Origin of the sequence: Nonomuraea sp. NPDC050383, assembly GCF_044459125.1 — a bacterium.
In the GTDB taxonomy this organism is placed as follows: Bacteria; Actinomycetota; Actinomycetes; order Streptosporangiales; family Streptosporangiaceae; genus Nonomuraea.
In genome coordinates, this window is record NZ_JBITIP010000002.1 from 677,579 (window position 1) to 698,848 (window position 21,270).

Here is a 21,270-nt window from a genome sequence, read left to right on the forward strand (position 1 = left end):
TTGTTATGGCAGGACCTCTTGCAAAGCGCACACGATCTCTTCACCCTCGACCCGTAGGCGTAAAGATCAGCTCTACCCCGGCGGGGGCCCGCCCCCGCCGGGTGTGAAGGAGAGCGTGTGCCGAACACCCCCCGCCGGCGTGCGATCCTGACCGGGATCATCGCCGTCCTCACCCTCATCCTGCCGCTGGGCGCCCCCGCGCTGGCGGCGCGCGCGTCCGCCGCGGCCGCCGCGGCCGGCGCGGACAAGATCAGTCCCACCGTCCAGGCCGAGCTGGCCGACGACGGCAAGGCCACCTTCTGGGTACGCCTCAAGGGCGCCGCCGACCTCAGTGCCGCCCGCCGGGCCAGGACCAAGGAGGCCAAGGCCGAGCAGGTCTTCGAGGCCAAGACCGAGCAGGCCCGGACCTCGCAGGCCGGCGTGCGCAAGCTCCTGGACTCGCAGGACGCCGACTACACCTCGTACTGGATCGTCAACGCCGTCCGCGTCACCGCCGGGGCCAAGCTGGCCGCCGAGCTCGCCAAGCTGCCCGAGGTCACCGGCATCGAGCCGGTCCGCACGCTGACGCTGCCCAAGCCGGACCCGGGCAAGGCGGAGGCGCGGGTCAAGGCCGTCGAGTGGAACATCGACCGCATCGGCGCCCCGCGCGTGTGGAGCGACCTGCGCGACCGCGGCGAGGGCATCGTCGTCGCCCACATCGACTCCGGCGCCCAGTTCGACCACCCCGAGCTGGCCGCCGCCTACCGGGGGCGCAACGCCGACGGCTCCTACACCCACGACTACAACTGGTTCGACCCCGCCCACATCTGCCCCAGCGCCGCGCCGTGCGACAACAACGGCCACGGCACGCACACGATGGGGACCATGGTCGGCGCCGACGGCATCGGCGTCGCACCCGGCGCGAAGTGGATCGCCGCCAAGGGCTGCGAGGTCAACACCTGCACCGACGCCTCCCTGCTCGCCGCCGGCCAGTGGGTCCTCGCCCCCACCGACCTCAACGGCGCCAACCCGAGGCCCGACCTCGCGCCGGACATCGTCAACAACTCCTGGGGCGGCGACGGCTTCGACCCCTGGTACAAGGAGACCGTCGAGGCGTGGGTGGCGGCCGGCATCTTCCCGGCCTTCGCCAACGGCAACGAGGGCCCGGCCTGCCGGACCAGCGGCTCGCCCGGCCAGTACGTGAGCAGCTACAGCGCGGGCGGCTTCGACGTCAACAACGCGGTCTACGCCCGCTCCAGCAAGGGCGAGGGCGAGAACGGCGAGATCAAGCCGAACATCGCCGCCCCGGCCGTGAACGTGCGCTCCTCCGTGCCCGGCGGCGGCTACGACTCCTACACCGGCACGTCCATGGCCTCGCCGCACGTCGCGGCCACCGTGGCGCTCATCTGGTCGGCCGCGCCCGCCCTCCAGGGTGACGTGGCGGCCACCCGGCCGCTGCTCGACGGCACGGCGATCGACGTGAACGACACCTCCTGCGGCGGCACCGCCGCCGACAACAACGTCTGGGGCGAGGGCCGGCTCGACGCCTACGCCGCCGTCCAGGCCGCGCCCCGCGACGACGTCGGCGACCTGGCCGGGACCGTCACCTCCACCACGGGCACCTCCACCACGGGCACCTCCACCACGGGCACCTCGACCGGCGGCCCCGTGGCCGGCGTCACCGTCACCATCACCGGCCCGGTCACCCGCACCGCCGTGACCGGCCAGGACGGCACGTACGCCGTGCCGCGCCTGCTGCCCGGCGACTACCGGATCACGGCCGAGAAGTTCGGCTACGCCGCCGGCGAGGCCACCGCCACGATCACCGCCGGCCAGCGCGCCACCGCGGACGTCTCCCTGGTCCAGCAGCCCTCCGCCGTCGTGTCCGGCACGGTCACCACGGCCGGCTCGCCGGAGCCCGGCGCCAAGGTGGAGGCCGCCGGCACGCCGGTCAGCACCGTCACCGACGCCGCCGGCCGCTACCGGCTGTCGCTCCCGCACGGCGAGTACACCATCACCGTCACTCCGTCCTCCCGCTGCGCCCGCGGCGCCTCCGTGGGCGTCACGCTCTCCGGCGACACGGTCCAGGACATCGAGCTGGGGCTGCGCGGCGACAACTTCGGCTACACCTGCCGCACCGGGGCCGAGCCGTACGTGGCGGGCACCGACAAGCTCGCCCTCACCGGCGACGACGACGCCCAGCAGGTGACGCTGCCCTTCCCGGTCCCGTTCTACGGCACGGGGCAGGCCAAGGCGTGGATCGCCACCAACGGCATGGCCACCTTCGCCGCCGACAAGGCCACCAGCGGCGGCAACGGCCGGCTGCCCACCGCCGGCACGCCCAACAACGCCGTCTACCCGTACTGGGACGACCTGGTCGTGGACGCCAACGCCGGCGTCTACACCGGCGTCACCGGCACGGCGCCGCACCGCCAGTTCGTGATCGAGTGGCGCAACGTCAAGTACTACAACGACGCCACGCAGCGCATCTCCTTCGCCGCCCTGCTCGGCGAGGACGGCACCGTCAGCTACCGCTACAAGGGCGTCGACAGCCAGCGCGACCAGGGCACCAGCGCCACCATCGGCATCGAGAACGCGACCGGCGCCGACGGCATGCTCTACTCCTACGAGGAGCCAGCCCTCACCGACGGCCAGAGCCTCACCTTCACCGCCAGCCGGCACGGCCTGGTCGTCGGCGTCGTCACCGACGCCAACGACGGTGACCCGCTGCCCGGCGCCACGGTGAAGATCGGCGACGTGGCCACCCTCACCACCGGCCCCGACGGCGCCTTCTCCGGCCAGCTCCTCGCCGGCGACTACCAGGTCGAGGTGTCCAAGGAGAACTACGGCACCTTCACCAAGCCCGTCACCATCGCCCCGGCCACGATCACCCGCATCGACACGGCTCTGGTCACCGGCCGGGTCAGCTCCTCCGTCGGCGAGATCACCCTGGTGATGCCCGCCGAGGCCAGCCGGACACGCACCTTCGAGCTGACCAACCTCGGCTCGACCACCGCCTACACCGTCGCCGCCGATCCCGCGCAGGGCTGGCTCGCCGTCACGCCCACGTCCGGCGACCTGGCCAAGGGACAGCAGGTCACGCTGAAGGTCACCGCCTCCAGCGCCGGCCTCCAGCCCGGCACGCTGCGCAGCGGCAAGCTGCTCATCAGGTCGGCCAGCGGACGGCAGCCCGTCATCGAGGTCAAGGTGACGGTCGTCGTGCCCAAGCTCCAGATCGCGGTGGACGTGGGCGCGAACAAGGGCGCCGTGGACGCCGGCGGCGACGCCTGGACGGCCGACCGCAAGTACACCCAGGGCGGCCACGGCTACGTCGCCACCTCCAACCGCACCCAGTCCACGTCCAAGACCATCAAGGGCACCGACGACCAGGCGCTGTTCCGCACCGCCCGGGAGGGCATGCTGGAGTACCGCTTCGACGGCGTGCCCGCCGGCACCTACACCGTCGAGCTGGACTTCGCCGACCTCCGCTCGACGGGCATCGGCAAGCGCGTCTTCGACGTGCTGGTCGAGGGCCAGCTCGCCATCCCGGCGCTCGACCTCGCCCTGGAGGCCGGCACGTACACGGCCGTGAGCAGGCAGTACACGGTGAAGGTCACCGACGGCCAGCTCAACGTCCGCTTCGCCACCCGGCAGGGCGACCCGATCCTCAACGCCATCCGCGTCTCCGAGCGGCCGGACAAGGCGACCTCCTGACGGACCGGGCGCGACTCGCCCCGCCGATGCGGGGCGAGTCGTGACCGCGGGCCGATCCTTCCTTGACCCGGCTACGGGTATTCCTGGTGGAAGGCGTCACGCGCGGGGGCAGGACGCCGGGACGCAGCAGGGGGAGGACCGGGTGACGACACAGAAGCCGGCCGCCGGCGAGCCGATGACCTCACCGCTCGCCCCGGTGAAGAGGCGCCGCACGGGTGAGATGCTCGCCAACTGGCTGTCGACGACCGACCACAAGGTCATCGGTTACCTCTACCTGATCACGTCCTTCGGGTTCTTCCTGGCGGCCGGCGTGATGGCCATGATCATCCGGGCCGAGCTGTTCGCGCCGGGGCTGCAGTTCGTCTCGGCCCAGCAGTACAACCAGCTCTTCACCATGCACGGCGCGATCATGCTGCTGCTGTTCGCCACGCCGCTGTTCGCGGGGTTCGCCAACGTCATCATGCCGTTGCAGATCGGCGCGCCGGACGTGGCGTTCCCGCGGCTGAACGCGGTGGCGTACTGGCTGTTCCTGTTCGGCGGCCTCATGGCGGTCTGGGGCTTCGTGGTGCCGCTGGGGGCGGCGGACTTCGGCTGGTTCGCCTACACGCCGCTGTCGTCGATCACGTTCTCGCCCAGCCTGGGCGGCGACTTCTGGATCATGGGCCTCTCCCTGTCGGGGGTCGGGACGATCCTCGGGTCGGTCAACTTCATCACCACGATCATCTGCATGCGGGCGCCCGGCATGACGATGTTCCGCATGCCGATCTTCACCTGGAACACGCTGCTGACCAGCATGATGGTGCTCATGGCGTTCCCGGTGCTGGCCGCCGCGCTGCTGGCGCTGGAGATCGACCGGAAGTTCGGCACGCACATCTTCGACGGGTCGAGCGGCGGGCCGATCCTGTGGCAGCACCTGTTCTGGTTCTTCGGCCATCCCGAGGTCTACATCATCGCGCTGCCGTTCTTCGGCATCGTCACCGAGGTCATCCCCGTCTTCAGCCGCAAGCCGCTGTTCGGCTACGTGGGCCTGATCGGCGCGACGATCGCCATCGCGGGCCTGTCGATGACCGTGTGGGCGCACCACATGTTCCCCACCGGCCAGGTGCTGCTGCCGTTCTTCTCGTTCATGACCTTCCTCATCGCCGTGCCGACCGGCGTGAAGTTCTTCAACTGGATCGGCACCATGTGGCGGGGGCACCTGAGCTTCGCGACGCCGATGATGTTCGTGATCGGCTTCCTCGTCACGTTCCTGCTCGGCGGGCTGACCGGCGTCATCCTGGCCTCGCCGCCGCTGGACTTCCACATCAGTGACACCTACTTCGTGGTCGCGCACTTCCACTACGTGGTGTTCGGCACCGTGGTGTTCGCGATGTTCGCGGGCTTCTACTTCTGGTGGCCCAAGATGACCGGCCGCATGCTGAACGACCGGCTCGGCAAGGTGCACTTCTGGATGCTGTTCGTCGGCTTCCACACCACGTTCCTCATCCAGCACTGGCTCGGGGTGGCCGGTTTCCCGCGCCGCTACGCCGACTACAGCCCGGCCGACGGCTTCACCACGCTGAACGAGATCTCCTCGCTGGGCGCGTTCCTGCTGGGGCTGTCCACGCTGCCGTTCCTCTACAACGTCTGGATGACCGCGCGCCGCGCGCCGCGCGTGACCGTGGACGACCCGTGGGGCTTCGGCAACTCGCTCGAATGGGCCACCTCGTGCCCGCCGCCGCGGCACAACTTCACCTTCATGCCGCCGATCCGATCGGAGCGTCCCGCCTTCGATCTGCACTACCCGCGCGAACCCCTGGAACCCGCCGCGTGACCGGAAGCGAGGTTTAGGGAGTCCCCTTTGTGCCATATGCACTGCGTGGGACGACACGCCGGAAGGGGCGCCTGTGATGGTGGAAGGTACGCGGCAGAAGCGGCATGAGAGGCCGGCCAGGCCGCACGTCGTGGTGGTGGGCGGGGGCTTCGCGGGGCTCAGCGCCACCCGCGAGCTCGCCCGAGGGGGAGCGCGGGTCACGCTCGTCGACCACCACCCCTACACCACCTTCCAGCCGCTGCTGTACCAGGTGGCGACCGCCGCCATGGCCGCCGGCGACGTCACCTACCCGCTGCGGGCCTTCGCGGCGAAGTACCCGCGCGTGCGCGTGCACGCGGCCGGGCTCGGCAAGCTGCTCCTCGACCAGAAGCAGGTCGAGCTCACCGACGGCGCCGTCCTCGACTACGACTACCTGGTCCTCGGCACCGGGGTCACCACCAACTGGCTCGGCATCGAGGGCGCCGAGAAGAACGCGCTGCCCATGTACTCGGTGCGCGACGCCGAGACGCTGCGTTCGCGGCTCCAGCGCTGCCTGGAGGAGACCGCCATGGGCAAGCGCCCGAGCACCCACGTGGTGGTCGTGGGCGGCGGGGCCACCGGGGTGGAGATCTCGGGAACCATGGCCGAGCTGCGAGCGCGGACGATCCCGCTCACCCATCCGGAGATCAGGCCCGACCAGACCAGCGTCACCCTGGTCGAGCGGTTCGACTACGTGCTGGCTCCGTACAAGCCGAGCCTGCGGGACGCCGCCGCGCGGGCGCTGCGCAAGCGCGGGGTGCGGCTGCGGCTCGGGGCGACCGTCGCCTCCGTCGAGCCGGACGCGGTCGTCCTGGCCGACGGCACGCGCCTGCACAGCGACGTGACCGTCTGGGCGCTGGGCGTGACCGCCCCCAAGGAGGTCGCCGACTGCGGCCTGCCCCAGGGCAAGGGCGGCCGGGTCACCGTCACCGAGACGCTGAACCTCGGCGAGCACCCCGAGGTCTACGTCGTCGGCGACCTCGCGCTGCCGCCGGAGCCGCTGCCGCAGCTCGCCCAGCCGAGCATCCAGATGGGCGAGCACGCCGGCAGGCAGATCCTCGCCGCGGCGCGGGGCCGCGCCACCGTGCCGTTCCGGTACAAGGACCCCGGCATCATGGCGATCGTCGGTCGCGCCCAGGCCGTCGTGCAGCTGTCCAACGGCTTCACCTTCCGCGGGCTGCCGGCCTGGCTCGCCTGGATCTTCCTGCACGTCGCGTACCTGCTCGGCGGGCGCAACCGGGCCAGCGTGCTCGTCAACTTCTTCTGGCGTTACTTCGGGCCGCGCAGGAGTCGCGCCTCGGTCGCGGAGTGACTCATCGGAGGTGCGGATCATGCGGAGAGCGGACAGCGGGAGTGTGCTGTTCATCGGCAACGCCACCACGCTCATCCGGTACAACGGCTACACCCTGCTGACGGACCCGAACTTCCTGCACCGCGGGCAGCGGGCCCACCTGGGTTACGGCCTCACCTCGCGCCGCCTCACCGATCCGGCCGTGGAGCTGGAGGACCTGCCGCCGCTCGACGCGGTGATCCTGTCGCACCTGCACGGCGACCACTGGGACCGCGTGGCGCGCGACGGCCTCGACAAGGCCACGACCATCGTCACCACGAGACACGCCGCGCGGCGGCTCCGGCGGCAGGGCTTCGAGCGGGCCGTCGGCCTGAAGACCTGGCAGGAGCACCAGCTGCGGAACGCGACGGGGGCGCTCACCATCACCTCGGTGCCCGCCCGGCACGCGCACGGCGCGGTGGAGGCGCTGCTGCCGCCGGTGATGGGCAGCGTGCTGGAGTTCCGCAGCGAGGGCCGCATCGACCTGCGGTTGCACATCAGCGGGGACACCCTGCTGGACCACCGCCTGCACCAGATCCCGAAGCGCTTCCCGGACCTCGACGTGGGCATCGTCCACCTGGGCGGCACCAAGCTGCTCGGCACGGTCATGGTCACCATGGACGGGCGGCAGGGCGCGGACTGGGTGGACCTGATCGGTCCCGGGCGGGTCCTGCCCGTCCACTACGACGACTACACGGTCTTCAGCTCGTCCCTGGAGGACTTCCGGAGTCACATGGAGCACTCCGGCCACGGCGACCGGGTCGTCTACCTGGACCGCGGCGACACCTGGACCCTCCCGGTCCGTCCCACGGCCCGGACCCGGAGCTGACGGCCGCCGGCACGGAGGCACGTCAGCGGAGGCGCGTCAGCCGGCGGCCGGAAGCGGACCGCTGACACCAGGTGCGGACCGTGCCGGCCCTCACGCGACATTCCTCGGGGCAGTGACCGGTGCGGCGTGGTGGCGGGCGGTGCCGGGCGGGACACGGGTTAGGGTGCTGGCATGCCTACCGCACTGATCACCGGCGCGACCGCCGGCATCGGCGCCGCCTTCGCCCGGCGGCTGGCCGCCGACGGCTTCGGCCTCGTCCTCGTGGCGCGCGACGAGCAACGACTCGGCGAGGCCGCCGACCGGCTCAAGCTCAGGTACGGCGTGAGCGTCGAGGTGCTCCCCGCCGACCTCGCCACGGAGGAGGGGCTGTCCCGGGTGGAGGCCCGGCTGCGCGAGGACGACGGCCGGCAGGTCGACCTGCTCGTCAACAACGCCGGCTTCGGTCACCCCGGGGCGTTCCTCGACGTGCCGGTCGAGGACGAGCTGCGCATGCTCAAGCTCCACTGCGAGGCCGTGCTGCGGCTGACGCTGGCCGTCCTGCCCGGGCTGAGGCGGCGCGGCAGGGGAGGCGTGATCAACGTGGCGTCGGTCGCCGCGTTCTTCACCCGCGGCACCTACAGCGCCTCCAAGGCGTGGGTGGTGAACTTCAGCGAGTCCGTCGCGGTCGAGGTGCACGAGCCCAAGGTCCGGATCATGGCGTTGTGCCCGGGCTTCGTGCGGACCGAGTTCCACGAGCGGGCCTCGATGGACGTGTCCGGCATCCCGGGCTTCCTGTGGCTCGACGCCGACGCCGTGGTCGGCGCCGCCATGCGGGACCTCGCGCTGGGCAGGCGCGTCTCGGTGCCCGACGCCCGCTACAAGGCCATCGTCGCCGTCGGCAAGTTCGTGCCCCGCGGCCTGGCGGGCGCCGTCTCCGCCCGCCTCGGCCGCCGCTGACCCACGGTCCGGCCGGGAAGAACGGTCCGGCCGGGAAGAACGGTCCGGCCGGGAAGAACGGTCCGGCCGGGAAGAACAGGCCGGCCGGGAAAAAGGCGGGCCCCCGCCGCGGGAGGGGGTCGCGGTGGGGGCCCAGTCGGTGACGAGCGTGGCTCGTCACCGACACCTTGGGAGATCACTGGCCCCGGGCGTCACAGGCCCGGGGACCACTGATGGGGACTACAGGCCGCGGTTCTGCTCGTGGCCGATCGACAGACCGCTGGTCGGGTCGAAGAAGTGCAGGTTGTGCGTGTCCAGGACCAGGTCGATGCTCTGGCCGGGGCGGACGTGGCTGCGGGCGTTGACGCGCGCGGTCCACAGCGACTTGTCGCCCACCAGCGGCAGCGCGGCCTCGTCGTCGTCGCCCTGGTCGGCGGCGGCGACGGTGTCCTTGTGCTCGACCGGCGGGGCGTCGATGAGGAACAGCACGTTGATCTCGGAGCCCAGCTCCTCCGTGACCTCGGCCTTGACGGGCAGCGTGGCCCAGCCGTTGGCGTGGCTGCCGGCGGACGCGGCGTCCTCGAAGTCGGAGGGGCGGATACCCAGGATGATCTTCTTGCCGATGAACTTGTCGAGGCCCGGCTTGTCGGTGAACGTCGAGTCGGGGATCGACAGCCTGATGTCGGCGAACGTCACGGCGGCGCCGTTGTCGTCGCGCACCAGCTCGGCGGTGGCGAAGTTCATCGACGGGGAGCCCATGAAGCCGGCGACGAACAGGTTGACCGGCTTGTCGAACAGGTTCTGCGGGGTGTCCACCTGCTGGAGCAGGCCGTCGCGCAGGACGCAGACGCGGTCGCCCAGCGTCATGGCCTCGACCTGGTCGTGGGTGACGTACACGGTCGTGACGCCGAGGCGCTCGTGCAGCGTGTTGAGGGAGGCGCGCATGGACACGCGGAGCTTGGCGTCCAGGTTGGACAGCGGCTCGTCCATGAGGAACGCCTGCGGCTCGCGGACGATCGCGCGGCCCATCGCGACACGCTGGCGCTGACCACCGGACAGGGCGGCCGGCTTGCGCTTGAGGTACGTCTCGAGGCCCAGCATCTTGGCGGCCTCGTTCACCCGCTTCTGGATCTCGGGCTTGGGCATCTTGCGGAGCTTGAGGCCGAAGGCGAGGTTCTCCTCGACCGTCATGTGCGGGTAGAGGGCGTAGTTCTGGAAGACCATGGCGATGTCGCGGTCCTTCGGCGGAAGGTGGTTGACCACCTTGTCGCCGATGGCGATCTCGCCGCCGCTGATGTCCTCCAGGCCGGCGATCATCCGCAGTGCGGTCGACTTGCCACAACCGGAGGGGCCTACCAGCACCATGAACTCGCCATCCTTGATCTCAAGGTTGAGCCCGTTCACGGCCTTCACGCCACCGGCGTAGATCTTGTCGACATTGGTCAGAACGATGGATGCCATGCCATTCCTTCGGGGTCCAGGGCGGCGGCCTAGGTGATGTGCGGGGTGTCCACTCACATGGATACGTTTTCATGCATCTCACCCGAAAGGGGCAGGAGTGTCAAGGGTTACGGGGTGACCAGCTTCTACGGATTCTGCGGGGTTCCGGTCGGATGGAAACCATGATGGAATCGTTTCCATGGAGGCGAAGCGGGCGACCATCAAGGACGTCGCCGAGGCGGCGGGCGTGGGCGTGGCCACGGTGTCCCGGGTGCTGTCGGGGGGCTCGGCCAGCCCGGACACCAGGGAGCGGGTGCTGGCCGTCGCGGCCCAGCTCGACTACCGGCCGAGCGCGCTCGGCCGCAACCTGCGCCGGCGCCGCACCGGCGGCATCGGCCTGCTCGTCCCCGACCTGACCGACACCTTCTTCGGGCAGCTCGCCGAGGGCGTGCTCGCCTGCGCCCGGTCCGCGGGCGAGCCCGTGGTGCTCGGCTCCACCGGCGACGACCCCGAGCAGGAGGCCGAGCTGGTCGGCATGCTGCTGGAGCAGGGCGTGGACCGGATGATCGCCGTGCCGTCGGGCGGCGCCGACACCTGGGGACCGGTGGCGCGGGCCGGCATGACCGTGGTCTTCGCCGACCGGCTCCCCGCCGAGCGGGCCGCCGACGGCCTGACCGGCGGGGGGCTGCCGGGGGGAGCGGCCGATCTCATGCTGCTCGACGGCGTCCCGCCGCCCCCGCCGCCCCGTCCCGCCGAAGTGCCCGCCGTCCTGGCCGACGACCGGACCGGCATCCGCACGGCGGTCCGCTACCTGCGCGGCCTCGGCCACCGGCGCATCGCCTTCCTCGGCGGCCCCGGCCACGACCGGCGGGTCGCCGCGTTCCGCGAAGCCGTCGGCCCGCCGGTGGACGAGGAGCTGGTCGTGTTCGCCACCGGCAGCCGCGACTCCGCCTACGCCGCCGCCTCGGGCCTGTTCCAGAGCCGTCCCGACCTGACGGCCGTGCTGGCGGGCGGCAACATGCTGGGGGAGGCGGCCGTCCTGGCCGCCCGCGAGCTGGACCTGCGGGTGCCGCGGGACGTGTCGCTCGTGATGTACGACGACGTGCCGTGGGCGGAGCTGTGCTCGCCGCCGCTCACGGTGATCGCCCAGCCGGGACGCGACATCGGCTACCGCGCCGCCGAGCTGGTGCTGCGCACCTCGGGCCGCCGCCCCCGCGCGATCGTCCTGCCCACGGAGCTCATCGTCCGCGGAAGCTGCGGCCCCCGCCGCTGACCTCTCACCGCGCCTCCTGCGCCCCAGGGGCCCCGTGGTTGCCATACTGATCGGCAAGGGATGTACTCGCTCCTGGGTTCCGGACGGTCTCGGGGAGATGTCACGGTGGATTTCGCGATTCTGGGATCCCTGCGCGTGCGCGGCGCGGAAGGGCCTCTTCGGCTGAACGCCAAGCAGCGTGCCGTGCTCAGCGCCCTGCTCCTCCATCCCAACGTCGCCCTCTCCACCGAGCGCCTGGTCGCCGCCGTCTGGGACGCCCCGCCGTCCTCGGCCGTGGCCAACCTCCAGACGTACGTCTCCCAGCTGCGCCGCGCCCTGCGGGGCAGCTCGCTGGACCTGCGCAGGGAGTCATCCGGGTACATCTGCGAGGTGACGCCCGACCAGCTGGACCTGCTCGCGTTCGAGGACGCCGTACGGCGGGCGCGGCGCGCGCGGCAGGCGGGCGAGCGCGAGACGGCGGCGCGGGCCTACGCGGCGGCTGTGTCCCTGTGGCGGGGCAGCCCCGCGGAGGACGCCCGGCTCGGCATGGCGATGGCGCCCAGGATCGCCGAGCTGGAGGAGCAGCTCGTCGAGGCCAGGTCCGACTGGATGGACGTACGGCTGGAGCTCGGCGAGGAAGACCTGGTGGCCGAGCTGCGGACGCTGGTCGCCGCCCACCCGCTGCGTGAGCGGCTGTGGGCGCAGCTCATGCTGGCCCTGCAGAAGAGCGGGCGGCGCAGCGAGGCGCTGGACGCCTTCCGCCAGGCCCGCGCGGTGCTCCGCGCGGAGCTCGGCATCGAGCCGGGCCGCGAGCTGGCCGGCCTGCACGCCGCCCTGCTCGCCGGCGACCCCGTGCCGGCCCCCGCGCGGAGCGCCCCCGCCTTCCGGGCGCCGCTGTGCCAGCTTCCCGCCGGCACCCGCGACTTCGTGGGCCGGCAGGCCGAACTGGACGTGCTGCTGGCCGCCGCGCGGGCGCGGCCGGACCGCATGTCGCCGCCCATCGTGGTCGTGTCGGGTCTGCCGGGGGTGGGCAAGACCACGCTGACCGTGCACGCGGCGCACCTCCTGCGCGCCGACTACCCCGACGGCCAGGTCTTCCTGCGGCTGGGCCGCGACGCGGCCGGGCCCCGCAGCCCCGGCGACCTGGTGGGCGAGCTGCTCAGATCGCTGGGCGTGGACGGCACGCTGATCCCCGGGCCGCTGGAGGAACGGGCCAGGCTGCTCAGGCAGCGCCTGGCCGACCTGGCCGTGCTCATGGTGCTCGACGACGCCCAGGACGCGACACAGGTGCGCCACCTGCTGCCGGGCACGGCGCGCTGCTGCGTCCTGCTGACGTCCAGGTCGCGGATGCCCGCGCTGGAGGGAGTCACCCGGCTGCCGCTGGAGCTGCCCGGCGAGGACGACGCCCGCCTGCTGCTGGAGCGGGTGGCGGGCGGGGTCCGGTTCGGGGCTGCGCCGGAGGCGACAGGGGCCCTCCTGCGGGCCTGCGGGATGTTACCGCTGGCGATCAGGGTGGCGGGCGCCCGGCTGGCCATCCGTCCTTCCTGGCCGGTGCGCGAGTTCGCCAGCCGGCTGGAGGACCGGCGGCTCGACGAGCTGATCGTGGGCGGGCTGGACGTGCGCGGCACGTTCTCGGAGAGCTACGCGGCCCTGCCCGAGCCGGCGCGGCGGGCGTTCAGGCTGCTCGGGCTGGCCGACCTGGAGAGCATCGCCGAGTGGTCGGCGGCGGCGCTGCACGGCGGGCCGGCCCTCGAGGCGGACGCGGCGCTGGAGACCCTGGTGATCAGCGGGCTGCTGGACGCCGGCGAGGTCGACGGGGCCGGCCAGCCGCGCTACCGGCTGCACGATCTGCTGCGGGTCTACGCCGGCGAACGCGCCCAGGCCGAGGACGCCCCGGAGGAGCAGCGGGCGGCGCTGGCCAGGCACGTGACGGAGTGCCTGCGCCGGATCAGGGCGGCCACCCGCGAGCTGCCCATACCGACCGCGCCGCCGTACCCGGAGGCCGAGGCGACCGGGGGGGTGGGCGTCGCGTGGCTGGCCGCCGAGCGCAGGACGCTCATCCACAGCGTGCAGGTGGCCCTCGACCTGGGGATGGCGGAGGAGGCGGCCGAGCTGGCGCACCACCTGTCCGCGTATCTGAACCTCGAAGGGTTCCTCGACGACGTGGAGCGGCTGCAGCGGCTCGTGATCGCCGCGGCTCCCGGTGAGCGGATCGCGCTGCGGGCGGAGCTGCTCCTGGCCGGGGTGCCGCTGTCGCGAGGGGCCTACGGGAACGCGAGCGCGCACTTCGGCCGGCTGTTACGGGACTTCCAGCGGATCGGCGACGCGCACGGGGCCGCGTACGCGCTGATCAACCTGGCCGCGTGCCACCACGGGGCCGGGCTCTGGGAGCAGGGGCTGGACGCCGCGAACCGCGCCATCGCCATGATGGAGGAGCTGGGCGACAGTGGTGGGGTCGACTACGCCGCGATCTGGCCCATCTGGATCCACATGGAGCTCGGCCGGTACGGCGAGGCGATGCGGCTCTGTCAGGAGCGGCTGGCCAAGGCGGGCGACGACCCCCGCGTGCGCGGCGACCTGCTGCGGGCCCTGGGCACGGTCCGCTACATGCGTGGTGACGTGGCCGAGGCGGTGCGGTGCTACCGGGAGAGCCTGGTGCTCAGCGAGGCCATCGGGGACCGTGTCGCGGTGAGCAAGGTGCTGCGCAGGCTCGGTGAGGCGGTGGGCGCGCTCGGCGGGTTCGAGGAGGCCGTGGACGCGCTCGGCCGGGCCCGGTCGCTCTTCCGCGAGTGCGGCGACGAGCTGGGGGAGGCCCTGGCCACGTACGCGCTCGGCGAGGTGCGGCTGCGGCAGGGCCGCGCCGGGGAGGCGCTCGGCCTGCTGGGCACCGTCCGCGAGCGGCTCGGGACCGACGGGCCGCCGGTGTGGCGGGCCCGCGTGCTCAGGGAGCTCGGGCGCGCGCACGCCGAGCTGGGGGAGCGCGAGCGCGCGGCCGCGGCGTGGCGCGAGTCGATCGAGTTGTTCGAGAGCGGACCGGAGCGCGCGCGGGTGGAGGCCTACCTGGCCGGCTGATACCTGATCACCGGTACGGCCTCCGCTCCCGACAGGCGTGCCGCCTGCCTGGCCCGGCCCGGGGTCGGCCCTTCGCCGACGACCTGGCCGTCGGCCAGCGCCACCCACACCCCGCCGGGGATCGTGCCGCCGAGCGCCTGCTCCACCTGCGGCCGCGACGGCGCCGCAGCGGGACGCCGGCGCCAGAAGAGCCACTGCGCGACGATGAGCGGCCCGAGGATGCTCAGCAGCGGCACCGCGCCGCTGCCGGACAGGAAGGCCGCGACCATCACGGCCAGCAGCACGGCGTCGATCCCGGCCGCCGTCCATCCGGCGCGCCTGCCGTACCACCTGAAGGCCACCAGCGGCCACAACGCCAGCATGAGACAGTCGCCCAGCCCGGCGATCGACGGGTCGGCGCCGTAACGGGTGGCCAGCACGGGCGCGAACGGCAGTCCGTCCAGCCGCGCCACGAAGTCGAGCGTGAGCGAGCTGAGCCCGGTGGCCAGCGTGTCGTAGCAGGTCAGCGCGGCCGCCAGGGCCGCCACCTGGGCCGGGGTGATGGCCGTCTGGACCCAGAGGTTGACCGCGCCCACGACGAGCAGGATCACCGCGACGTCGTTCAGCACCAGCACGGCCTGCGTCCAGCCGGCGAAGTACGCCGCCACGTCGCCGCAGCACAGCAGCCCCGCGGAGATCGCGGCCGCTCTGCCGCCGATCACGGGGGCGAGGGTGAGCTGCGCGAAGGTGAAGACCACCACGCCGAACACGGTCACCACGATCCCCACGGGGATGTGCAGGTACGCGAACGGCATCGCCACCAGCGCCACGACCATGACCGCGATGTCCGCCCCGACGAACCGGCCGACCGGCGGGCGCGGGATCGCGTACCGGGTCAGGAAGAGCCCCGCCAGCACGATGGCCAGGGCGATGAGCGCGTGCAGGCCCACGACGTGCGCGGTCATCGGACTCCGATCGGAAGGGGAGCGGCGTGCTCGAAGCTGTGCTCGATCAGGTCGGCCCGGACCTGGCAGGGGGCGGGCAGCTCGTCGGGGGTCTCGACCAGCCTGATGCCCCTGATCGCCAACGCCCCGGCCCGCTCCTCCAGCCGGCCGAGCAGCGCCGGGTCGTCCTTGCCCGACACCACGTGCAGGATGCCGTCCTCGATCGCGAACCTCGTCGGCAGCGGCAGCGCGGGCTCGGCCTGCAGCAGGTCCAGCACGTCACGGGTGGTCACCTCGCCGTCGACGGAGCGCCCCAGGAGGCGGGAGGTCGCCGGGATCGCCGCCATCGCGCACGTGGGCGGCTCGGGCAACGTCCTGACCATGTCGCCGGTGACGTAGCGGAGCAGCAGCGTCGTGTCGCGGAAGGTGGAGTACGGGGTGATGACCAGCACTCCGAGCGCGTCCGGGCCGGCGGGCTCCATGGTGACCGGGTCGAGCACCTCGACGAGGCCCTGGTCGGGCGGAAGGTGCAGATGCCCATCGTCGCACACCCGCCCGGCGACGGGCGCGACCTCGGTCATGGAGTAACCGTCGAAGACCTTGGCGCCCAGGGCCTGCTCGGCACGCACGCGCAGCGCGTCGGTCAGCACCTCGCCGCCGGAGTACACCTCGGCCAGCCCGAAGTCGCGCGGGCTCCAGCCGCCGCGCTCGGCCTCCTGGACCAGGGCGCCGAGGTAGGAGGCGGTCAGGTTGAGGTGCGTGATCAACGGCTGCTTGCCGGGCACGTGCAGCGGCGTGGCCAGCCGGTCGAGAGTGGCGCGTGGATCGACCATGCCCAGGTGGACGAAGCCCGCGCCCGTCATCGGCACCGCCCGCTCGACGAGGATCTGGGCGATGGAACGGGAGCTGATGGCGTTGGCCCACAGATGATCGGAGCGCAGGCCGCCGGCGAGCATGAGGCCGAGCGCGGAGATGGAGGACATCAGCTCGATCTCGTACGCGGAGAACCAGACGAGCGTGGGGCTGCCCGTCGTCCCGGTGGTGTGGGCGAGCACGGCCGGGCGGGCCAGGTCGGAGACGAACGCGGAGGGCATGCCCCTCAGGGCGAGCTTGGGCGTCGGCGGGATGTCGTCGGGGTCGCGCAGGCGGCGGTAGTAGGGGACCTCCGCCATGGCGTGCTTGATCGTCCGGCGCATGCGCCGCTTGGTGAGGTCCTCCTGGATCTCGGGGTCGGTGGCCGCCAGCATGTCGTCCGAGCCCTCGCCCGGCGAGCCGAACGCCTCCATGGTCGCCCGCGTGTCGTCCACCAGGGCGCGTACGTCCCGGATCCGGAACCTGCGGCCCGACATCATCGACCACGCGTAGCCCAGTTGCCGCACCGCTGTGCCGAACATGCCTCTCCCTGCTTCTCGCTGATGACGCGGTGCGTCCCCCGGGCCCGGAGAGCCCGGGGGACGCGGGACGACGTCAGCCGTTGAGGATGAACACGGCGGTCGACAGGGCGCTGACGGCGTACTTGGCGTAGCGGCGAGCGGTCTTCACCATGGGTGTCTCCCTTTTCGTGCGGTACGAGGGGCAAACGCCGCCCCTCTGCCTGTAGACGATCAGCCCGGGCTCTACAAATCGGCCATATAACCGCTACACGCCGGCGGCCCGGGTCATACCTGAGAGCTACGCCGAAGTGGGCTCCCCGGGGTGAGGACGACCACGGGGCGTGATCCCTAGCGTCGGTGCCGGAAACACGAGTGATCTCCGGCATGGAAGGACCGACAGCCATGGCATCCCCGCCGCGCGGCATGCGCCTGCGCCTGCGCCGCGCCCTGCTCGCCGCGTTCGTCGCCGGGTCGGTGGCCGTGCCCGTGTCGGGTGCGGCCCGCCCCGGCGCCGTACCGGCGCCCGCCCCCGCCGCCCTGCCCCCGTTACGCGCCGTGACGCCCGCCGCCCTCGCGCAGCGGTACGCCGCCACCCGCGAGGACATCCGCGCGGCCGAGCGGACCGCGGCCGGCCACGGCGACGTCCGCCGCGCCGGCCGGCTGCGCGAGATGGGCGGCCCGGACCGGAGCTTCCTGTCCTTCGACGGGCGCGACGGCGGACGCACCGTGGAGGTCTTCGGCGACCTGTCCCGTGCGGACAGGATCGCGGTGCTGGTGCCCGGCTCCGACACCAACCTGGACATGTACGACCGGCTGCGGGCCGGCGCGACCCGGCTGCGCGAGGCGCTCGGTGAGGGGGCGGCGGTCGTCGCGTGGGTGGGGTACCGGACGCCGAGCACGGTGAGCACCGAGGTGCTGACCACCGGCCGCGCCGACGAGGCCGCGCCCGCCCTGCGCGCGTTCGTGCGGACGCTGCGCGCGCTCGAACCGCACGCCAGGATCTCCCTGCTGTGCCACTCCTACGGATCGGTGGTGTGCGGGCGGGCCGCGCCGGGCCTGGAGGTGGCCGGCATCGTCCTGTACGCCAGCGCCGGCGTGGGCGTCGACACCGCCGCGGGACTGCGCACGCGCGCCACCGTCTGGGCCGGCCGGGCCACCGGCGACTGGGTCGCCGCGATCCCCAACGTGCGGATCAGGCTCCCGTTCGCCACGCTGGGGCTCGGCGCCGACCCCGTCGGGCCGGGGTTCGGCGCCCGGGTCTTCGCCGCGGGCGACGGCGGGCACAGCGACTACCTGAAGGCGGGGTCGCTCAGCCTGGCCAACCTCGCCGCCATCGTGTCCGGCCGGCCTCCGGCTCTGACGGGACGTGGCACATGACCGCGCAGGGGGTGGCCGGGCGTGACGTGGCCGGGCGTGACCTGGCCGGGCGGATCGAGGCCGCGACCCCGCCGGGGCGTGACAGGGCGCTGGACGGGTTGCGCGCGCTGGCGATCGCCGGGGTCGTCCTGGGCCACTGGCTCGTCACCGCCCTCGTGGTGGACAGCGGCACGCTGCGCAGCGCGAGCCCGCTCACGTACCTGCCCGGGCTGACCCCCGTCTCCTGGACGCTGCAGACGCTGGCGGTGTTCTTCTGGGTGGGCGGCCGGGCCGCGGCGCTCAGCCACGCCTCCGCGCGGGCCCGGGGGGTGGGATACGGGCCGTGGGTCCGCGGCCGGCTGGCCCGGCTGTTCCGGCCGGTCGCGGCCGTGACGGCGGTCTGGAGCCTGGCGGCGGTGGTGATGCTCGCCTCGGGCGCCGGCCAGCAGACCGTGTACGCGCTGGTCAGGCTGGTGCTGTCACCGCTGTGGTTCCTGCTGGTCTACGCCGCTCTGACGGCGGCCACCCCGCTGGTCGCCCGGCTGAACCCGCTGTGGCCGCTCGCCGTCGTCGCGCTGGCCGACCTCGTCCGGTACGGCCTGGACGGCCCCGCCTGGGCCGGCTGGGTCAACGTCCCGGCGGGCTGGCTGGTGCCGTACTGCCTGGGCGCGGCCCGCGTCTGGGACGGCCCGCGCGCCCGGTCGGCCGCATGGGGCCTGCTGGCCGGAGCCGGGCTGGTCGCGGCCGGGCTCGTGCTGTGGGCGGGCTACCCCGCCGCCATGGTCGGGGTGCCCGGCGCCCCCGTCTCCAACCTCTCCCCGCCCACTCTGGCGGCCGTCGCCTTCGGCCTGGCCCAGTGCGGTGCGGCCCGGCTGCTGTACGACCCGCTGCGGCGGGCGCTGCGACGGCCCGCCGCCTGGGCGCCGGTGGCGCTGGTGAACCTGTCGGCCATGACCCTGTTCCTCTGGCACCAGACCGCGATGATGGCGGTCACGGCGCTCGGCCTGCTCGCCGGCGTGCCCCTGCCCGGCCTGCACACGCTGCCCTCGGGCGCCGGATGGGTGCTCGCCCGCCTGCTCTGGCTGCCCGCCTTCGCGCTGGCCCTGCTGGGCTGCTGGGCGGCCTTCCACGCGTATGAGCGGGCGGGGACCCGTTCCGGCGGCGGGACGCGGCATGTCTAGGGTGGACACGATGACCGGGAAGGGGCGCATGGGGGTGAAGGGGCGGGGGCGTGGGCCGCGCGCGCTGTTCGCGGACCTCCGGGCGGACCTCCTGGCCCTCGGGCCGGACCCGCTGCCGCGCATGGCCGGGCCGCGCCCGCTGGCCCGGCTGCCGCACGTGCTCGTGGTCCTGTACGCGGTCACCCTGGGGCTGGCCGGCCGCGGCTACCCCGACTACCCGGCCTTCCAGGGGCTCGCCCTGGTGCACGCCGTGGTGCTGGTCGTGGCGATGTTCCGGCCGCTCATGGCGTGGTGGGCGTCGCTGGCCGTCACCGTCGCCGGCTCGTGGCCCACGAGTTCGGCGGCCGTCGGCGGCCTGCCGTACCGATGGGCGCCCTCCGCGCGGTTACCCGGGCCGGTGACACCGGACGTGGGTCGGGTGGCGGCCGAGTGGCTGCCGCTCGTCTGGTCCTGGACCGCGCCCGCGGTCGGCCTGCAGGCGGGGGTGTTGTTCCTGGTCGCCCTGCGGATGCGGCCCCGGGTGGCGGCCGAGACAGTGACGATCACCATCCTGGTGGGGACGTCCTGCGTCCTGCTGATCAACGCGCCGGACAGCCTCGGCGACGCCCCGGCCGGCGTGCCCGTCCTGGTGATCGCGACCATGATGGGCGCCGCGTTGCGCGGCCGTCGCGTGGCCCGCAGCCGCCTGATCGAGCAAGAAGTGATCACCGCCGAGGAGCGCGCCCGCCGCGCCGTGCTGGAGACGCGCAGCCGGATCGCCCGTGAGCTGCACGACGTCGTCGCCCACCACATGTCGGTGATCTCCATCCAGGCGCAGGTGGCGCCGCACCTGGTGGAGAACCCGCCCGGCGAGCTGACCGACAACCTGGCGGGCATCCGCCAGAACGCCGTGGAGGCGCTGACGGAGCTGCGGCGGATCCTGGGCGTGCTGCGCTCGGAGGACGCCCAGGCCGACGGATCGCGTGACAGCCCGCAGCCCGCCCTCGACCGGCTGGACGAGCTGGTCGCCAACGTGCGCGGCGCCGGGCTGACGGTGACCGCCGAGACCACCGGCGAGCCGCGCCCGCTGTCGCCGGGGGTGGAGCTGTCGGCGTTCCGGATCGTCCAGGAGGCGCTCAGCAACGTGCTGCGCCACGCGCCCGGGGCCGACACGCGGGTGGAGATCCGGTACCTGCCCGCCGCCCTGGTGATCCGGGTCGCCAACACCGCGCCGGACCGCCCCGTGCCGCCGCCGGGCGGTCCCGGGCACGGGCTGCTGGGCATGCGGGAGCGCACGGCCATGCTGGGCGGCGAGCTGGCCACCGGCCCGGCCCCGGACGGCGGCTTCGAGGTGACCGCCGTCCTCCCCGTCGCCCCGGCTCCCGCTGTCGCCTTCGGTGAGGACGTCGCATGACGCAGTCCATCCGCGTGGTGATCGCCGACGACCAGGTGATGGTCCGGCAGGGCTTCACGGTCCTGCTCGACGCCGAGCCCGGCATCGAGGTCGTCGGCCAGGCCGTGAACGGCCTCGACGCCGTCCGCATGACCGCCGAGCTGTCCCCGGACGTCGTCCTGATGGACATCCGCATGCCGGAGCTCGGCGGCATCGAGGCGACCCGGCGGATCACCCGGACCGCCGGCGCCACCGCCAAGGTCCTCGTCCTGACCACCTTCGACCTCGACGAGTACGTGTACGAGGCGCTGCGCGCCGGCGCGTCCGGCTTCCTGCTGAAGGACGCCTCGGCCGCCGAGCTGGCGCACGCGGTGCGGGTCGTGGCGGCGGGCGACGCCCTGCTGGCCCCGAACATCACCAAGCGGCTCATCTCGGAGTTCTCCCGCATGGCCGGGGCTCCGCGCGCTCCGCTCAAGGAGCGGCTCGGCGACCTGACGGAGCGCGAGACCGAGGTCCTGTCCCTGATCGCGCAGGGGCTGTCGAACGCGGAGATCGCCGGGCGCCTGGTGGTGGCGGAGCAGACCGTGAAGACCCATGTGGGCCGGATCCTGGTCAAGCTGGGCCTGCGCGACCGCACCCAGGCCGCCGTCTTCGCGTACGAGACCGGCCTCGTCCGCCCGTCCGGCTACTGAGCCCCGCCGGC

Annotated in this window: 14 protein-coding genes; 11 read left to right on the forward strand and 3 right to left on the reverse strand. The window is 73.1% G+C overall.

All coding sequences use genetic code 11. From position 1 onward, the window contains the following. Positions 1–117: 117 nt before the first annotated feature. The 5 genes from ACIBG4_RS07830 (at position 118) to ACIBG4_RS07850 (ending at position 8,619) form a co-directional block, all read left to right on the forward strand. The gene (locus ACIBG4_RS07830) at positions 118–3,693 is read left to right on the forward strand and encodes a S8 family serine peptidase (RefSeq protein WP_397201165.1); all 3,576 of its coding nucleotides are present in this window, start codon (positions 118–120) and stop codon (positions 3,691–3,693) included. A gap of 175 nt (positions 3,694–3,868) precedes the next feature. Further along, positions 3,869–5,506 carry a cytochrome c oxidase subunit I gene (ctaD, locus tag ACIBG4_RS07835; RefSeq protein ID WP_397201246.1) on the forward strand — a complete coding sequence of 546 codons (1,638 nt, stop codon included), beginning with the start codon at positions 3,869–3,871 and terminating at the stop codon, positions 5,504–5,506. Between the two features lie 76 nt (positions 5,507–5,582). Then, complete coding sequence (locus ACIBG4_RS07840) at positions 5,583–6,836, forward strand: NAD(P)/FAD-dependent oxidoreductase (RefSeq protein ID WP_397201166.1); 1,254 nt, start codon at positions 5,583–5,585, stop codon at positions 6,834–6,836. 19 nt (positions 6,837–6,855) lie between these two features. Next, the gene (locus tag ACIBG4_RS07845; RefSeq protein WP_397201167.1) at positions 6,856–7,683 is read left to right on the forward strand and encodes an MBL fold metallo-hydrolase; all 828 of its coding nucleotides are present in this window, start codon (positions 6,856–6,858) and stop codon (positions 7,681–7,683) included. 171 nt (positions 7,684–7,854) lie between these two features. Continuing rightward, positions 7,855–8,619 carry an SDR family oxidoreductase gene (locus tag ACIBG4_RS07850; RefSeq protein WP_310712790.1) on the forward strand — a complete coding sequence of 255 codons (765 nt, stop codon included), beginning with the start codon at positions 7,855–7,857 and terminating at the stop codon, positions 8,617–8,619. A 219-nt stretch (positions 8,620–8,838) separates the two neighbouring features. On the opposite strand, the gene ACIBG4_RS07855 is transcribed toward ACIBG4_RS07850, so the two are convergent. After that, positions 8,839–10,059, reverse strand: a complete 1,221-nt coding sequence (locus tag ACIBG4_RS07855) for a sn-glycerol-3-phosphate ABC transporter ATP-binding protein UgpC (RefSeq protein ID WP_310712792.1) — start codon at positions 10,057–10,059, stop codon at positions 8,839–8,841. A gap of 178 nt (positions 10,060–10,237) precedes the next feature. Between ACIBG4_RS07855 and ACIBG4_RS07860 the strand changes: the two genes are divergently transcribed. Continuing rightward, positions 10,238–11,311, forward strand: coding sequence for a LacI family DNA-binding transcriptional regulator (locus tag ACIBG4_RS07860; RefSeq protein ID WP_397201168.1), 1,074 nt, complete (start codon positions 10,238–10,240; stop codon positions 11,309–11,311). Positions 11,312–11,416: 105 nt separating this feature from the next. Next, on the forward strand, positions 11,417–14,362 hold the full coding sequence (locus ACIBG4_RS07865; RefSeq protein WP_397201169.1) for an AfsR/SARP family transcriptional regulator: 2,946 nt from the start codon (positions 11,417–11,419) through the stop codon (positions 14,360–14,362). On the opposite strand, the gene ACIBG4_RS07870 is transcribed toward ACIBG4_RS07865, so the two are convergent. Next, positions 14,347–15,306, reverse strand: coding sequence for a hypothetical protein (locus tag ACIBG4_RS07870; protein WP_397201170.1), 960 nt, complete (start codon positions 15,304–15,306; stop codon positions 14,347–14,349). The two genes, ACIBG4_RS07865 and ACIBG4_RS07870, sit on opposite strands and share 16 nt — an antisense overlap. Beyond that, positions 15,303–16,679, reverse strand: a complete 1,377-nt coding sequence (locus ACIBG4_RS07875; RefSeq protein ID WP_397201171.1) for a phenylacetate--CoA ligase family protein — start codon at positions 16,677–16,679, stop codon at positions 15,303–15,305. The genes ACIBG4_RS07870 and ACIBG4_RS07875 overlap by 4 nt, the downstream gene beginning before the upstream one ends. A 381-nt stretch (positions 16,680–17,060) precedes the next feature. Here ACIBG4_RS07875 and ACIBG4_RS07880 point away from each other — a divergent pair, with 381 nt between their 5' ends. The 4 genes from ACIBG4_RS07880 to ACIBG4_RS07895 are packed head-to-tail and all read left to right on the forward strand — an operon-like array spanning position 17,061 to position 21,259. Next, positions 17,061–18,035 (forward strand): alpha/beta hydrolase, encoded by a 975-nt coding sequence (locus tag ACIBG4_RS07880; RefSeq protein ID WP_397201172.1) that lies wholly within the window; start codon positions 17,061–17,063, stop codon positions 18,033–18,035. Next, positions 18,032–19,195 (forward strand): acyltransferase, encoded by a 1,164-nt coding sequence (locus ACIBG4_RS07885; protein ID WP_397201173.1) that lies wholly within the window; start codon positions 18,032–18,034, stop codon positions 19,193–19,195. Before ACIBG4_RS07880 ends, ACIBG4_RS07885 begins: the two co-directional genes overlap by 4 nt. A 10-nt stretch (positions 19,196–19,205) precedes the next feature. Continuing rightward, positions 19,206–20,588, forward strand: coding sequence for a sensor histidine kinase (locus tag ACIBG4_RS07890; RefSeq protein ID WP_397201174.1), 1,383 nt, complete (start codon positions 19,206–19,208; stop codon positions 20,586–20,588). After that, a complete protein-coding gene (locus ACIBG4_RS07895) occupies positions 20,585–21,259 on the forward strand; it encodes a response regulator transcription factor (protein WP_310716235.1) in 675 nt (224 codons plus the stop codon). The genes ACIBG4_RS07890 and ACIBG4_RS07895 overlap by 4 nt, the downstream gene beginning before the upstream one ends. Positions 21,260–21,270: the final 11 nt, after the last annotated feature.